This window comes from Zobellia uliginosa, from assembly GCF_900156625.1.
Lineage (GTDB): Bacteria > Bacteroidota > Bacteroidia > Flavobacteriales > Flavobacteriaceae > Zobellia > Zobellia uliginosa.
In genome coordinates this window covers 288,668-303,340 of record NZ_FTOB01000002.1, presented here as the reverse complement: position 1 = coordinate 303,340, position 14,673 = coordinate 288,668, and the positions used below count along the sequence as shown (strand labels likewise).

Here is a 14,673-nt window from a genome sequence, read left to right as displayed (position 1 = left end):
AAAAGAAAAATATTATGAGTACAGAATATGCAAAACACGAGACCGATTACATAAAACGCTACGAAAAGTTAGGGTATACCGACGCGTATCGCTTTATTAACGAAAAACTAAGGAGTACCAAATCTGATAAGACCTATGCCGCAAAGGACATTACTATTGTAAAGGAGCATCGCTATGAAGGAATGAGCAACCCCTCAGATATGTCTTTACTATATGTCTTGGAAACTAGCGATGGTGGAAAAGGGACCTTATTGGCCGGTTATGGCCCCAGCGCAGATGCCGACCTCTATGCGTTTTTAGAGACCATTCCGGAACAGAATATCAAAGACAAAGATATATTGCCCCCTGATGCGCAATAATGCGATTTAAAATATATGGTCAAGACCCCTGAAATTAGATTTTCCGGGGTCTTCCCATTGGGAAGCTGTCTTGATAAAGACTTTGGTTACAACTACCCCATGGCCCATGTTGAGTGTGAAAAACAGAAAGAAAGGTATTCTTATCACTAAAATATGCCTTGGTAACGAAAGTATTCAAAAGTTTATCACCTCGGCCACCAGCCTTATTCCGACCTGATGCTTCGAGATAAGATTTTCAGTTATAGCATTCCCCCTAAAAAATAGACCGTATTACTTTTATAAAAAATTAGATATGAAAGCGCCGCGTATAGCAAAAAAACGAAATGTCATAAAAATACTAGCCGACACCAATGCGCTGAAAGCCCGATTAAACCAGTTAAAAAGGCGGACTTTCGAACTTCAGAAAACCTTTGAAGGGAACTTTCCCAAATACCCATCGAGTAAATTCGAGGATGTTCGTGAGTTTAATATCAAACTCATAAACTTAAAAGCCCGACTGAACCAGCTGCCCCCTATGCTCACCCGAAATAGAAAGAAAGTACGGGAAAGGATCGTGTTTCTTTCGAAAGACATCCAAAATTTACAAGAGGCCAACAAGCAATTGTGCGACTCATAAAAGGTCGTTTACCCTAATGGCCTTCCCCCATCCCAATAAGCTATGTATAATTTTCAATGTCCGATACTCTCGCAGCTACAACGGCCACCAAATTTCGTGTGCGAACACAAAAGCCCCGTAGCAGTTTTATAAAACTAGATTTATACGTACATTTGAAACTCAATCCATTCAAGAACAATTGGCTAAACCAGTGGATTGAACTCAACTACCAGACCTTTTAATTTATTCTATTGAAAACGATAAAAGATATTGCCAAAGAGGCCAAAGTCTCTACAGGAACAGTGGATAGGGTTATTCATAATCGCCCTGGGGTATCGCCAAAAACCAAGGAACGCATACAGAAACTACTTGACAAGTACGATTTTGAAAGAAACATCCTTGCCAGTACCTTGGCCTTCAAAAAAAAATATAATATTGCTACTTTAATTCCGACCCCGGCCTCTAAAAACCAATTTTGGAGCGGGCCGAACAAAGGTCTGAAATCCGCCGCCAAGGAAATCCAGAAATACGGAGTTATCACCCATAGGTACTATTTTGACCAGTACGACCTAAAATCGTACGAAAGAGCCCTTGAACAAATACTCAAACTCAAGCCGAACGGTGTTGTCTTTGCCCCTTTTTTCTACAATACCTCCCTAGCATTTGTAGAAAAGTTAAAGGCCAATGACATTCCCTTTGTTTTGATAAATATTGATTTGGAAACCGCCGATAAGCTATCGTATATCGGTCAAGATTCCTTTAAGAGTGGTTATCTATGTGGGAAGATGATGAATATCATTACCACCCCTAAAGAGTCCATAGCCATACTAACGTCTAAGAAAAATGTCGATAGTCACTTGGCGATCGAAACGCGCATCAAAGGTTTTATGAACTTTTTTGAAACGAACATAAGCGAGAAACCGATACATAAAATATTTGTAGAGAGCTTTGCCCCTAAAGAGGTTTACAAGGCCTTGACCGAAGAATTCTCAAAACCCCGCCCTATCACGGGCATATTTGTTCCTTCGAGTGCCCTGTTTACGGTAGCGGATTTTTTACAAAGCGAAAATTTACAGAACATACGTACCGTTGGTTTTGACGTACACCAGAAAAACCTTGACTATATCAGAAAGGGTACCATAGATTTCGCTATTGACCAGCATCCCTTTGAACAGGGGTATATGGGCGTAAAAATACTATTTGAATACTTGCTCCTGAACAAAACCCCGAAGCCGGAATATCGTTCCCCCATGAACATTGTCACCAAGGAAAATGTAGACTCCTTCAATGTTGCATCGGCCATTGAATATAGCGTTTAGCAGGTAGACCGATTTCTTTTATTCACGGAGAAAGACCAAAATTCGGCTGTAGCCAAGGGCATCCTTTCACGCGCCCTATTGGCCCTAGCCCCTATGGAGTGACCCATTGCCATATCCGCTACTTCTTTGACAGCATTCCAATAAAAAAGTCCGTATGAACGAATCATACGGACCTTAAAAACTAACACAAAATTTAAAATCAACTGTTGAGGAAACCTCTAGGTTTCCACATATTATAACTTCGGCTCCCAACCCTCTGCGTATTCACGCTTCCAATGGGCCATAGCTTTTTCATTGTTCAATATTTTTCCAGTGGCCTGGTCAATTTTCAAGGTTTCCCCTGCATCTTGGGCCATATTGCCTAAATGACAAAGCATTGTAGAGATACTGGCATCACTTATATCGGAATGTAAGGACTTATCGGTTCTAATGGCCTCAAAAAAGTTACCAACATGATTTACATCTAATTGCCCCTGCCCCATGGTATTGGTCGTGGCACTGGCCGCCCCTTCTTTTTCCTCCTTAAGCAGATTACCGTCAAGGTCGTACAACTTATAGAAATTACGGTCGAGTCGAATGATGCCTTTGCTTCCGTAAATGGTGGCGCCACGGCCTGGTTGTTTGGGCATTATCTTCCCGCGACTATGTCCGGTCCAAGTAATAAACTTGTTATCGGGATATTTATAGGTTACCTGCTGGTTGTCAACAAACTGCCAATCATCGTCATAAGCGTATTTTCCGCCAAAAGAAGTAACGCTTTCCGGAAGGTCTACACCCAAGGCCCAACGGCATATGTCGATTTCATGGGTGCCATTGTTATGTACTTCACCCGTTCCCCAGGTTTTGAACCAATGCCAGTTATAAGGGTGTACGTTGTCCCTGTATTTTTCCCTAGGGGCGGGCCCTTGCCACATTTCCCAATCCAAGGTATCGGGAACGTCTATGACCTTGCCCTTACCAATTGAACCGCGGTTATTACTGTAATAGGCCTCTCCTTTATACACCTCACCGATTACACCATTCCTAATATCCTCTATCCCCATGATCGAGGTACGGGCCGATCGCTGTTGATTTCCCATTTGTACCTTTTTACCGTACTTTTTATGGGCCTTTACCAATAAATCGTTTTCGTAAGGATTGTGGCTACAAGGTTTTTCTACATAAACATGCTTACCCGCCTGTAAGGCCATAATGGCCATTGGTGCGTGCCAATGCTCGGGCGTAGCGATGAACACGGCATCTACATCTTTATCTTCCAAGACCTTCCTAAAGTCCTTTTCTATTTTAGGAATATATCCAATATTTTTCTGGCACCATTTATTGTGTTCTTCCAATATGGTATCGTCAACGTCGCAGCTGTATACAATTTTAGCGTTCTTCTGCTGGTGAATGGCCATCACATGGGCCTTGGCCCTGCTTCGAACCCCAATAATGGCACAGTTGATATGCTCATTGGCTCCGAGGATGTTCGCATTGGCCATAGAAGGCAATACTAGTCCGCCAAAGGTCAATGCCACTGAACCGGTTGCCGTTTTCTTTATAAAGTTTCGTCTACTGGTCATTACTATTGGTTTTTAGGCGTTTTTATTTTGATGTTCTTGAAGCTAACCCTGTCGCCATGGTCTTGCAATAAGATCTGACCGCTATCGAGTTCCCCGAAATTCGGCCATTTTACGTATTTGCTTTCAGATACTAATTTTCTATAGGCTTCACTCTTTCTTTCATACTCCAATACCTTCGCCCCGTTCAAGTAGTGCTCCACATGGTTGTCTTTAGAAACGATACGGGCAGTATTCCACTCACCAATAGGTTTGATCGGTTTTTTGGGATCCGCTTTGATTAGGTCATAAAGCGAAGAAACGGTACGGCTTCCTTCGTGGTTTCCTTTTTTGGCATCAGGATGTTTGTCATCGTCCAAGATTTGATATTCCAAACCAATGGAAGAACCTTTTCCCTTGTTGATGTTGGTATCCACATAGTATTTTATACCGCTATTAGCGCCCTCGGTCAATTTAAAATCGACCATAATCTCAAAATCACCGTAATTTTTGGTAGTAACAATATCACCCCCTGCAGCGGACTCTTCCCCTCCTGAAGACAATACCGTTAAGATGCCATCTTTGATTTCCCAGCCTTTTGTAGGGAAAGTTTCCAATCTAGCCCCTCTCCAACCATTGGTTGTTTTTCCATCCCAGAGCAATTCCCAACCTTGATCCTTTTCGTTCTTTGTCAATTTGTTGGCCATATTAACGGCGGGAAGAGGACTCTTCATTGAATATTTCTGTAGATCTTCGGTAAGGATCTTGATGTTCTTCCACGCGATCTCGGTTCCCGCTTTTTGGTCTTTATGTATCGAATGCACCTGTAGGCCGATAAACCCACTATCGGTCTGGCTATCGATAAGATGTGCCGCTGGCACGCCGTTAATCCAAGTCTTTAGGGTATCGCCGATAGCTTCGATACGATAATGGTTCCAATCGTTTTGTTTAAAGGCTTGTTTTGCCTTTACGTTATCGTCGGCCAGCGGATGTAACCACCCCCTTCGCGCCTCGTCGTAAATACCGGCACTCCATGCCCGATCCGATGGGTCGATCTCAACTTGGTAGCCATGTATCCTTCCGTTCATATAATACGGAAAACTATTGCTTCGAATCTGAATGCCCGAATTCATAGAAGGGTCTACCTTAAAATCCAATTCCAAAATGAAATCATCGTACATTTTATCTGTGGTCATAAAAGAGTTCGGAGTATTTTTAACCGTAGTCCCGACAATGGCATTGTCCCTAACCTCATAAATGGCTTCTCCCCCTTTTTGCGTCCATCCCGTTAAGGTTTCTCCATCAAAAAGATCGGTATATGGTATGGCTTCCTTTTCAGGTTCACAGCTCAATAATAGACCGGATGCCATAAATAAAAAGACCCCGCCATAACGGATGGATTTTAACTTGCTAACGTTTAAGTACTTCATTTCTATAATTTCTAAATGGTTTGAATGTATAATTTTACGTTTTCGATAAAGGCCTTGCTTTCTTTCAACCTAGGGCCTGTCCCCTCCCCCTTTTATATCGTTATCCTAATACCCTACAGGCTAATTTTCGTACGATCATCCCTTATGAGGTCGTAAGATTCCTGCGGATTACAGAGTATCTTCCCTCATTAAAATCAAAGACACAAAAGGATCATGAATCTACGAATGTAATTTTCTATTTTGAAAAAACCTAGGGATTTCACAATAATTGTGTGCGCACACAAAAATCAATCGTGGCCGAACACGAAATATCGGCTGCGAATATGATATTATTTTTTGGGGATTCTAGGTCCCACCATCTTACGGCATCTTAGCCCAACCGGGCGAAGGAATCATATAAAGACGACATATTGACCCGAAAACGTATTGAGTCAACATTTATCGCAATCCCCTCCCCCCAAATAGCCCAAAGGCCCTATTTTGCAGCGTAAAATCCCCCTTTATTTTTTTTAAAATGAGATATGCTTTAGGTGCTACACAGTTCAACAAGTTGATTTCGATCATCTCTAGATGGAGCCTGAAGCAAGGCACTACTATGCATCCTATTAAAGACATACACCTTATTCGCTATTTATGAAAAACCTAAACCTATATTTGGCCGACGATGACAATGATGATAGAGAATTGTTCGTAGAGGCCCTCAGTGAAATCGACATCCCCACTACGGTGACCCAATTTGACAATGGGGTCGACCTTATGGACCATCTTTTCTCCGTCAAACCCTTGCCCGATGCTATCTATCTTGACTTGAACATGCCCTTGATGAATGGCTTTGAATGTTTGACCGACATCCGAAACTTTCAAAGGTTCGACGCCATTAAGGTAATCGTGTATTCCACATCCCACCGTGAAAGAGAGATAAAACAATTGCAAACGGATGGTGCCAATCAATATATTCAAAAACCGACCTCGTTCGATGACCTAAAAATCATGCTCCACAAAAGCCTTGAGTCAATGGCTAGTACCCCTACTACCGAAGAAGGGAACACTCCCTTCGTGATATTGGTCTAAAACACCCTAGAGCTTCTCTTTTTTATGACAACCAAAGCACTTTGTCTATCAGGGACCGACCTTCTTTTTTTGCATCATAATTTCAATGCATAGCGCTAATATGGGTTGCTATCGACCGGTAATTTTGTATTGAAATCAATACAAGTTGATTTTTAAATGAAGTTAAATTTAAACATAGTAATATGAAAATGAAAAAATCGATTTTAACCATGGCACTCGTATGCATAAGCTTTGTTTCCTTTGCCCAAGACAAAGACGACCAAAGAGTTATAGCCGATGCCGAGAAAGCGAAAATTAAACTACAATCTGACAATTACGGACTCGATCAGTTCTTTAAAAATGCATCGGGATATGTGGTTTTCCCCAATGTTGGCGAGGGCGGACTTATCATCGGAGGGGCATCGGGTAACGGTGTACTTTACGAGAAGGGCAAAGCCGTAGGTATGGCCGATCTAAAAAAATTAGATGTAGGTCTTCAAGCCGGTGGACAAGCCTTGACCGAAGTGATATTCTTTGAGACGGCAGATGCCTTAAACGAATTTAAACGGGGGGAATATGAACTTTCTGCCCAAGCCACAGCGGTAGCCCTTAAAAAAGGTGTTGCTGCCAATGCCAATTATGACGACGGTGTAGTGGTGTTTGCCAAGCCCAAGAAGGGATTGATGGCCGACCTTTCCGTTGGTGGACAAAAGTTCGAATATACCGAAATGGAGCTTCTTGATAAAGATTAATTTTAGATGCTAGGTCTAAGCCGGTCGTTATGACCGGCTTTTTTTTTACCATAACCTTAAACCCTATGTCGTTTTTAATCATCACTAGCTATATATGGAAGGAGGTGTCCTAACGATATTTTTATGAACTTAGCGATGTCTTAAAATAAGAAAGGCTACACTTGCTATTTTGGGATGGAAAAAATCACCGTCAATTCTAAAATATTTTATATATACTATAAGAATAGTATTGATTATTGGATGAATTTTAGGATTTTTGAGCTCTAAGATTTTAGGAAGCCTAATTCAGCCATTCCCGATTTGGGCCCTTATCCTAGAATCTAGAAACCGGTCAATGGAATAAAACAGAATCATTAATTAAAAGTACCCTTGAATTATGGCTTCCGGATTTTTCGCCTTACTAGATGATATTGCTACACTTATGGACGATGTTGCCGCCATGAGTAAAATTACGGCCAAGAAAACGGCCGGTATTCTAGGTGATGATTTGGCGGTAAATGCCGAAAAGGCCTCCGGCTTTATGTCAAGTCGCGAAATACCCGTACTCTGGGCCATCTCCAAAGGTTCTTTGCTGAACAAACTTATTATTCTGCCTATCGCCTTTCTATTAAGTGCATTCCTACCATCGGCCATAATCGTTGCCTTGGTCTTAGGGGGACTCTACCTAGCCTATGAGGGTGCCGAAAAAATCTACGAAATCTTTGTTCCGCACGGCCACGAAGAACACGAGGCCTCTATGCTGAACCTTACCGAAGCCGACATATTGGCCTTGGAAAAGGAAAGGGTAAAGGCGGCCATTGTTACCGATTTTATACTTTCGGTAGAAATTGTAATCATTGCCTTGGGCTCGGTCGCCGAAGAACCACTTTCCATACAGATTCCCGTAGTATCCTTAATTGCCTTGATCGCTACCATTGGGGTTTACGGTATAGTAGCCTTAATCGTTCGTATGGACGAATTCGGACTACGACTCATCAACCTTAACGAAAGGGACGATAGCTTCTCCGACTACATCGGTAGGTTATTGGTCAACGCCCTGCCATGGGTCATCAAGAGTTTATCGGTAATCGGTACTATTGCACTTTTGTTGGTCGCCGGCGGTATTTTTGCCCATAACATTCATTTCTTTCACGACCTCCTTCCCCAGCTTCCAAGTATTATCAAAGAATTCTTGGTAGGCCTCGGCGTAGGTTTTGTGGTCTTGGTCGTTGTTAAACTGGTAAGTAAGGTCATAAGCCTCTTTAAGCGAAAATAAGAGGGCTCAAGCCCTGCCCGTCTTTGCATTTCATTTCTTCAGCAGTGGGATTTTGTCTTTTCAAAAGGCAATGATAGCCCGCCCCCCCTAGCCAATATTGTATGTTGATCGCTATCCTATGCTCCATTTTTAACAATCCCAGCTCGCAACCTTTTTACTTTTCAAGTATCTAGCTAACGAACCAATAATCTATATTTTATGAAAAGAAACCTATTTTTTGCGCTTACCGCTTCGGTCGTCACCGCACTGTTTACCGCATGTAACTCTGACAACGATATTGAATGCCCCGAAAACTATACGGGAGCCTTGGCCGCAAGTGAGGAAAAAATGCAAGGGGACTGGGTTCTTACCGGTATGATGGCCGACACGGAAGTAGACCTGACCGATGACGAAGAAGACAACCCGATAAAAGACCTCTTTGCCCAGTACGAAGACTGCCAAAAAGACGCCTCTTACACCTTTGGTAGCGACAGGACCTACACCTACAAGCAGAGCCATGTCGCCGAAGATTGCGACAACAAGGCCACTTTAAGTGGTACCTGGAAACTTAGCGGCGAAGTACTGAGCCTAGTAGGAGCCTGTATCGTTCAGAACATTTCGCTGAACATTAAAGATGACGCATCGGAATTTTCGTTTACCGATACGTTCAACATAAAAGACATAGACGGCAAGGTCGTTCAGGCTAAAGTCACCTTTACCTACACGGCCCAATAAGCCAAAATACCACCTCAACTGTGCCAACGAGGTTTTGCCGATCAAGGAAATCCCTTGGTCGGCAAATTTGTTTGTACCTTATTCAACCTCAAGTGAGGTCTCTGATTTTTATACAAAAATAGGAGCCTTAGCCTTGTATATTGTAATTTAGCCGCCAAAAGGTTGAATCTATGACAGACTTCCAACTCAAGACCTCCCCCGAAGTAGCCGCTGTTTTTGACGCCTACCCAAGTTCGGTAAGACCCCAAATGCTGGCCTTACGGCAATTGGTAATCGACACGGCCAAAGGGATCGAGGGCATCACCCACTTGGAAGAAACCCTAAAATGGGGCGAGCCAAGCTACCTTACCTCCATTGGCAGCACGCTACGCATGGATTGGAAAGCCAAATCACCCGATCAATATGCCCTTTATTTTAAATGTACCTGCAGATTGGTAGAAACCTTTAGGGCAATCTTTAACCGGTCGTTGGATTATGAGGGCAAACGCGCCCTGGTTTTTAAATTGGATGCCGAACTCCCAACCGAAATATTGGTCCATTGCATCACAGCGGCACTGACCTATCACAAGGTAAAGAAATTGCCTACACTGGGCATATAGTGCCAAACGTACTTCCAGCGGCACAGACTGTGCTTTAAGCCATTTTTCGTAACATTTCCCAATAAGGGTGTTCGATTTTTTTGATAACTCGCCCTTGGAGCCCTATATTTAAGAACCGTATCGCTACCAGTTAACAATACGGCGAAAAGACCCCCAAACCATCTTATGCCTTGGCAAGCCGTTTAAGAGTGCAATATATGCCCTCATTAAAGCGGCCCCAAACAAAACAAAAGCTATGATCCTAGAATTTAAGCTCAACAACGAAGAACGTTCTGTTGATCTTGCCGATGAAAATACCCCCCTCTTGTGGGTAATACGGGATATCATCGGTTTAAAAGGCACCAAGTTCGGCTGCGGAAAAGCGGCCTGTGGTGCTTGCACCCTACATGTTGAGGGCGAAGCGGTACGTTCTTGTTCCTATCCCGCCAAGTTCGCCCAGGGCAAAAACATCACGACCATAGAGGGCTTGGGCAATGCAAAGGCCCCACATCCGGTGCAGCAGGCCTGGATCGAGGAAATCGTTCCCCAATGCGGCTACTGCCAACCTGGTTTTATGATGGCCACCGCCGCCTTGCTCAACAAGATTCCAAACCCGACCGATGAAGATATCGACCGCAACATTATCAACGTTTGCCGTTGCGGTACCTATTACCGCATGAGAAAGGCCATTCATCGCGCGGCCGAGCTGAACCAAGCCATAACCCCTAAAACCGATACCGATGTCTAAGGAAAAGAAAACGCTATCGCGTCGTAAATTTATCGTCAGGGGAGGATTGGGCACATTAGGAGTGCTTGCGGTCGGCACCTATATTCTCCGCAACCCTATTCGCAGAAAAGTATTAGGCCTGGCCAATAGTATGGATACCGCCTATATGGGCAGCACCAACGACCCCATGCTCTGGTTCGAGATTACCGAACAGAATACCGTACGCCTCCATTCCCCAAAAGTAGAAATGGGACAAGGCAGCTTTACCGGTCTGGCGCAAATGGCCGCCGACGAACTCGATGTGAGCATGGAACAGATCGAAGTGGTTCATGCTACCACGGCCACCGGCAATATCGACGGTATGGCCACAGGAGACAGTACATCGATTTCCGGACTATGGCAGCCGCTACGTGAAATGGCGGCCACCACTCGCGAAATGCTCAAAATAGAAGCCGCTAAAAAACTAGGGGTAGACCCCGATCAACTCCTTACCGAAAACGCTAGCGTAAAAGGAAACGGCCAAAGCCTCAGCTATGCGGAAGTGGCCATGGGCGTAACGGAATGGGATATTCCCGATACCCCGCCCCTAAAAGATTTCAAGGCCTATAAATATATCGGCACTCCCGTAGCCCGCGTAGACCTCTCGGACAAGGTTTTTGGGGAACCTATTTTTGGTATGGACGCCACCATGCCCGGCATGCTTTACGGTGCTATTGTACGGCCCACCACTATCGGGGCCTCATTTGAAAGTGCCGATACCTCAAAGGCCGAAAATATGCCCGGCGTGGTAAAAATTATTGAAGAAGACGATTTTGTGGGTATAGTGGCCCGTTCTATGACGGAAGCCGAAAATGCCAAACAGGCCATTACGGTCAATTGGAAAACCCAAAGCGAGCTGCAGACCGAGGATATTGTGACCATGATGACCGTAGGCAACGGAAAATCGACCATAATCCAAAAAGAAGGCCAAGCCCTTAAAGGCGAAGGTGTAGTGGAAATGGAGTTTAGGAGTCCTATCGGTGCACATGCCCAAATAGAACCCAACGGCGTATTGGCCTCCGTAGATGGAGACAAGGCCACCATAATGATTTCCACCCAAGTAATCGGCCTTACCCGAAAAGAAGTTGCCAATCGCCTAAACCTCGACGAGGAAAAGGTAAACGTGATACCCACCTATTTGGGGGGAGGTTTCGGAAGAAGGCTACATACGCCCCATGCCGTTCAGGCCGCCCTAATGTCTAAGGCCGTAGGCAAGCCCGTAAAATATTTTTTTAGTCGAAAGGAAGAGTTTCAACACGATATGTTCAGACCGCCTACACACCATATTTTAAAGGGACGATTAAATAAGGACGGCCTTTTGGAAGGACTGGAACACCATTTTGTAAGTGGCGATGTAGGCAACCGTTCGGCCCTTGTGTCCGATATCGTTCCCAGTATCCTCGGCGCCGATATCGGAGCCATTCGCGGTGGTTTTTTACAATACACCAAGGTGCCGAATTACAGATCGGTCTATTGGCATGTAAGTCTGCCTTTCGCCACTAGCTGGTGGCGAAGTCTCGGGCTTTTGGCCAATACCTTTGCCATTGAAAGCTTTATCGATGCCATGGCGGTCAAGTCCGGTATAGGGCCGGTTGATTTTCGATTGCGACAAATAGCCGACGATCCCCTCGGGATACGATTAAAAGAAACGATAAAAAGCGCCGCGAAAAAGGCGGGTTATGTTGACCAGGCCGTGAACGGTCGTGCCATGGGGCTTGCCGCCTCGATCGATAGCGGAACACCCTGTGCCCAAGTAGCCGAAGTGTCGATTGAAGATGGAAAGATCAAGGTGCATAAGGTAACCTGTGCCCTCGACCCCGGAATTGCCGTCAATCCCGATCAAGTAAGGGCGCAATGTGAAGGTGCCATTATTATGGGAATCAGTGCCGGCTTGCACGAACAGATGTACGTTGAAAACGGCTCCTTGCAACCTACCATTTACGGCCCGTACGAAATGGCCTTGATGAAACACGCCCCTAAAGAAATAGATGTTGTACTGCTACAAGGGCGAGACCGCCCGGGACCCGTGGGCGAACCACCTTTGGGACCTATCGCCGCTGCCGTGGCCAATGCCGTATTCCGTTTGACAGGGAAACGTTTGCAGCAACTACCCCTAAAACTATCGTGATAAAGAAAACACAGGCTTACTCTTCAAGCCCGTAGATATCCTTTAAGACCGATATTACCGAACCTTCAAAATAGGTTTCCAGGTCATAGCGGATTTTCAATTTGGTACCCAAGGGGGCATGATAATATATGACCCAAGCATCGGCCTCACGGGTACCTATGCATCCATTGGAATAAGCCTTCCCCAAACTCTTGGGATTCGTGGTCGGATGTATCATTTGTCCGTTCCTTATTCCATTGATCTCGGTCTCTATCCATGGAATTTGCGGCATCTGCGTAAGCTTTCCGTCATCACGTTTGGTCACATAAAACTGATGCCCGTTTACAGGATTGTAGAAGTCTGGGTGCTTTGCATGCCTAATAATGCTTCCTTCCCCGGTTTTAGTTCTTAAATCGGTAATACGGTCTCCCATTTTTAAATAACGTTGTCGGTTCTGCCCTACCCTGACCGGAAATGTATGGAGCAAAACGGAATCTTGAAAAATACGCAGTTTAAACTCGGGTATATTCACATCGATCTCGGTATGGGCAAAATCATCGAGCAGGCGACAGGCCTTTGCCGAGTCAGGAAGGTGCAGTACACTTCCTTCGGGCAATACGATCATCTGTCTTTGATCGTACACAAAAGAATCCCTGGCCATCATACGGTAGTAATCGGTATTCGCCAAAGTATCTATAATCCACGGATTGTTCCGTACCAATAAATGTTCCGACAAGGGATAGGGTACCAAGGAATCGTAGCGTTGCACCAAAGAATCCAAATATTCAAAATACTCAGCCACCTTGATGTTTCTCGATAGGTGTATATCTTCATAGGTCTTCGCCTTTTTATGGGGAAGGGAAATCGGCTTTCCCTGACGTATATCTGCCCTAGTTGCCGTGGTGGCATTACCACGGTTGTGGCAGCCTCCCACGCATAGGCATAGCACAAGCACACCAAGGAGAGTCCAAATAGACTTTGGAGGCAAACTATATATGCAATTTTTAAGGTATGACATGGGCAAGGGCCATCTTACGGGTTAGGTGCGATAAACTCGAGCGCTTCATCCAATTGTGAAATATCAAAATAACGCTCTTCGTAACCTTTTCGCAGTCTTTCAAAGAAAAGAGCATCAAGGGAGACCAAGGCCTTTAAGATGTTCGAATTGGCCACAATGGCTATATTCCCAATTTGCCCATAATTCCCTAGGGTCCATTTGGCATCTTCCATAAGTGCTTTTATCTCACTATGGCTAATTTTCAACTCGTCGAGTTTGACCAGTACGTTCACATGCCCGTATCCTTCGTCAATTTTTTCCTGAAAGAACTTTAGGGCCAATTTTTCATCGGTTTCGGTAAATCCGTCTATAACTTCTAAAGCTAGGGAGTTGCCCTTATAAGTTTTTATTTTCTCAATCATTGTTCCTGTTTAAAGCGTGTTATAATAAAAGGCTGCAAGCCGTATAATATCCATCAAAAGTAAAGGCTTCCGTCGATTCGTAGTATGACTTGGGTCAGTGAGGGGCTCAAGATATTATATTATACGTCCGTCTTCCATTTGAATGATACGATCCGTCCGTTGGGCAAAATCCTCGTCATGGGTTACCACCAATAGGGAAAGTCCCTCTTCCTCTTTCAGCCTTTTAAATATATTAAAAACGTTATCAGAGTTTTGACTGTCAAGGTTTCCGGTAGGTTCATCCCCCATAAGAATAATGGGATTATTGATCAAGGCCCTGGCTATGGCTACCCGTTGCTTTTCACCCCCCGATATTCGAGAAGCACGCTGTTGGGCCAGATAATCGATATGAAGCATTTCGAGCTTTTGCATAGCATCGCGTTTAATATCGGCATGTGATTTCTCGTTCAGTTTCTTTGCCGGAAGCATGACATTTTCCAAAACACTGAATTCCGACAATAAGTAATGGAACTGAAAGACAAAGCCTATATGCTTGTTTCTAATGCGCGACAGTTCTTGATGCGACCTTCCCGTGACCAATTCATGGTTGAGGTAGAGTTCACCCGTATAATCGGTATCCATGGTCGATAAAATATAGAGCAAGGTAGATTTTCCCGATCCGGATTTTCCCATAATGGAAGCAAACTCGCCCACTTTTACCCCAAAAGAGATATCCTTTAGTACATGAAAGTCTTTCGGCTTATAAAAATGCTTATTGATGTTTTTCGTTTCTAGAACGTATTCCATTTTCC

Annotated in this window: 15 protein-coding genes; 10 read left to right on the top strand and 5 right to left on the bottom strand. The window is 44.3% G+C overall.

Translation table 11 applies throughout. The features are described 5' to 3' along the window. Positions 1-14 precede the first annotated feature (14 nt). From BW980_RS06080 to BW980_RS06070, 3 genes are all read left to right on the top strand, one after another. Positions 15-359, top strand: coding sequence for a hypothetical protein (locus tag BW980_RS06080; RefSeq protein WP_076454056.1), 345 nt, complete (start codon positions 15-17; stop codon positions 357-359). Between the two features lie 292 nt (positions 360-651). Further along, complete coding sequence (locus BW980_RS06075; protein WP_076454055.1) at positions 652-975, top strand: hypothetical protein; 324 nt, start codon at positions 652-654, stop codon at positions 973-975. A gap of 230 nt (positions 976-1,205) precedes the next feature. Continuing rightward, positions 1,206-2,273 carry a LacI family DNA-binding transcriptional regulator gene (locus BW980_RS06070; protein WP_076454054.1) on the top strand — a complete coding sequence of 356 codons (1,068 nt, stop codon included), beginning with the start codon at positions 1,206-1,208 and terminating at the stop codon, positions 2,271-2,273. Positions 2,274-2,506: 233 nt separating this feature from the next. Here BW980_RS06070 and BW980_RS06065 read toward each other — a convergent pair whose 3' ends face one another. Together BW980_RS06065 and BW980_RS06060 are read right to left on the bottom strand one after the other, a co-directional pair. Continuing rightward, positions 2,507-3,835, bottom strand: coding sequence for a Gfo/Idh/MocA family protein (locus BW980_RS06065; RefSeq protein ID WP_076454053.1), 1,329 nt, complete (start codon positions 3,833-3,835; stop codon positions 2,507-2,509). A 2-nt stretch (positions 3,836-3,837) separates the two neighbouring features. Continuing rightward, entirely contained in the window at positions 3,838-5,181 is a 1,344-nt protein-coding gene (locus tag BW980_RS06060; RefSeq protein ID WP_076454700.1) for a 3-keto-disaccharide hydrolase, read from the bottom strand. Between the two features lie 693 nt (positions 5,182-5,874). Here BW980_RS06060 and BW980_RS06055 point away from each other — a divergent pair. From BW980_RS06055 to BW980_RS06025, 7 genes are all read left to right on the top strand, one after another. Then, positions 5,875-6,312 carry a response regulator gene (locus tag BW980_RS06055; protein ID WP_076454052.1) on the top strand — a complete coding sequence of 146 codons (438 nt, stop codon included), beginning with the start codon at positions 5,875-5,877 and terminating at the stop codon, positions 6,310-6,312. Positions 6,313-6,494: 182 nt separating this feature from the next. Further along, positions 6,495-7,043, top strand: a complete 549-nt coding sequence (locus BW980_RS06050) for a lipid-binding SYLF domain-containing protein (RefSeq protein ID WP_076454051.1) — start codon at positions 6,495-6,497, stop codon at positions 7,041-7,043. 376 nt (positions 7,044-7,419) lie between these two features. Next, the gene (locus tag BW980_RS06045) at positions 7,420-8,298 is read left to right on the top strand and encodes a DUF808 domain-containing protein (protein WP_076454050.1); all 879 of its coding nucleotides are present in this window, start codon (positions 7,420-7,422) and stop codon (positions 8,296-8,298) included. 198 nt (positions 8,299-8,496) lie between these two features. Then, a complete protein-coding gene (locus BW980_RS06040) occupies positions 8,497-9,012 on the top strand; it encodes a DUF5004 domain-containing protein (RefSeq protein ID WP_076454049.1) in 516 nt (171 codons plus the stop codon). Between the two features lie 170 nt (positions 9,013-9,182). Next, positions 9,183-9,611 (top strand): DUF1801 domain-containing protein, encoded by a 429-nt coding sequence (locus BW980_RS06035; RefSeq protein ID WP_076454048.1) that lies wholly within the window; start codon positions 9,183-9,185, stop codon positions 9,609-9,611. Between the two features lie 235 nt (positions 9,612-9,846). After that, complete coding sequence (locus tag BW980_RS06030; protein WP_076454047.1) at positions 9,847-10,338, top strand: (2Fe-2S)-binding protein; 492 nt, start codon at positions 9,847-9,849, stop codon at positions 10,336-10,338. Next, the gene (locus BW980_RS06025; protein WP_076454046.1) at positions 10,331-12,484 is read left to right on the top strand and encodes a xanthine dehydrogenase family protein molybdopterin-binding subunit; all 2,154 of its coding nucleotides are present in this window, start codon (positions 10,331-10,333) and stop codon (positions 12,482-12,484) included. Before BW980_RS06030 ends, BW980_RS06025 begins: the two co-directional genes overlap by 8 nt. Positions 12,485-12,500: 16 nt before the next feature. Here BW980_RS06025 and BW980_RS06020 read toward each other — a convergent pair whose 3' ends face one another. The 3 genes from BW980_RS06020 to BW980_RS06010 form a co-directional block, all read right to left on the bottom strand. Then, a complete protein-coding gene (locus BW980_RS06020) occupies positions 12,501-13,451 on the bottom strand; it encodes a L,D-transpeptidase (protein ID WP_245799974.1) in 951 nt (316 codons plus the stop codon). A 44-nt stretch (positions 13,452-13,495) separates the two neighbouring features. Continuing rightward, a complete protein-coding gene (locus BW980_RS06015; protein WP_076454044.1) occupies positions 13,496-13,882 on the bottom strand; it encodes a SpoIIAA family protein in 387 nt (128 codons plus the stop codon). Between the two features lie 114 nt (positions 13,883-13,996). Next, the gene (locus BW980_RS06010) at positions 13,997-14,668 is read right to left on the bottom strand and encodes an ABC transporter ATP-binding protein (protein WP_076454698.1); all 672 of its coding nucleotides are present in this window, start codon (positions 14,666-14,668) and stop codon (positions 13,997-13,999) included. Positions 14,669-14,673: the final 5 nt, after the last annotated feature.

Coding starts and splice junctions, on each gene's coding strand:
- BW980_RS06080 (WP_076454056.1), top strand. CDS start 15: ATGAGTACAGAATATGCAAAACACGAGACCGATTACATAAAACGCTAC.
- BW980_RS06075 (WP_076454055.1), top strand. CDS start 652: ATGAAAGCGCCGCGTATAGCAAAAAAACGAAATGTCATAAAAATACTA.
- BW980_RS06065 (WP_076454053.1), bottom strand. CDS start 3,835: ATGACCAGTAGACGAAACTTTATAAAGAAAACGGCAACCGGTTCAGTG.
- BW980_RS06060 (WP_076454700.1), bottom strand. CDS start 5,181: ATGGCATCCGGTCTATTATTGAGCTGTGAACCTGAAAAGGAAGCCATA.
- BW980_RS06055 (WP_076454052.1), top strand. CDS start 5,875: ATGAAAAACCTAAACCTATATTTGGCCGACGATGACAATGATGATAGA.
- BW980_RS06050 (WP_076454051.1), top strand. CDS start 6,495: ATGAAAATGAAAAAATCGATTTTAACCATGGCACTCGTATGCATAAGC.
- BW980_RS06045 (WP_076454050.1), top strand. CDS start 7,420: ATGGCTTCCGGATTTTTCGCCTTACTAGATGATATTGCTACACTTATG.
- BW980_RS06040 (WP_076454049.1), top strand. CDS start 8,497: ATGAAAAGAAACCTATTTTTTGCGCTTACCGCTTCGGTCGTCACCGCA.
- BW980_RS06035 (WP_076454048.1), top strand. CDS start 9,183: ATGACAGACTTCCAACTCAAGACCTCCCCCGAAGTAGCCGCTGTTTTT.
- BW980_RS06030 (WP_076454047.1), top strand. CDS start 9,847: ATGATCCTAGAATTTAAGCTCAACAACGAAGAACGTTCTGTTGATCTT.
- BW980_RS06025 (WP_076454046.1), top strand. CDS start 10,331: ATGTCTAAGGAAAAGAAAACGCTATCGCGTCGTAAATTTATCGTCAGG.
- BW980_RS06015 (WP_076454044.1), bottom strand. CDS start 13,882: ATGATTGAGAAAATAAAAACTTATAAGGGCAACTCCCTAGCTTTAGAA.
- BW980_RS06010 (WP_076454698.1), bottom strand. CDS start 14,668: ATGGAATACGTTCTAGAAACGAAAAACATCAATAAGCATTTTTATAAG.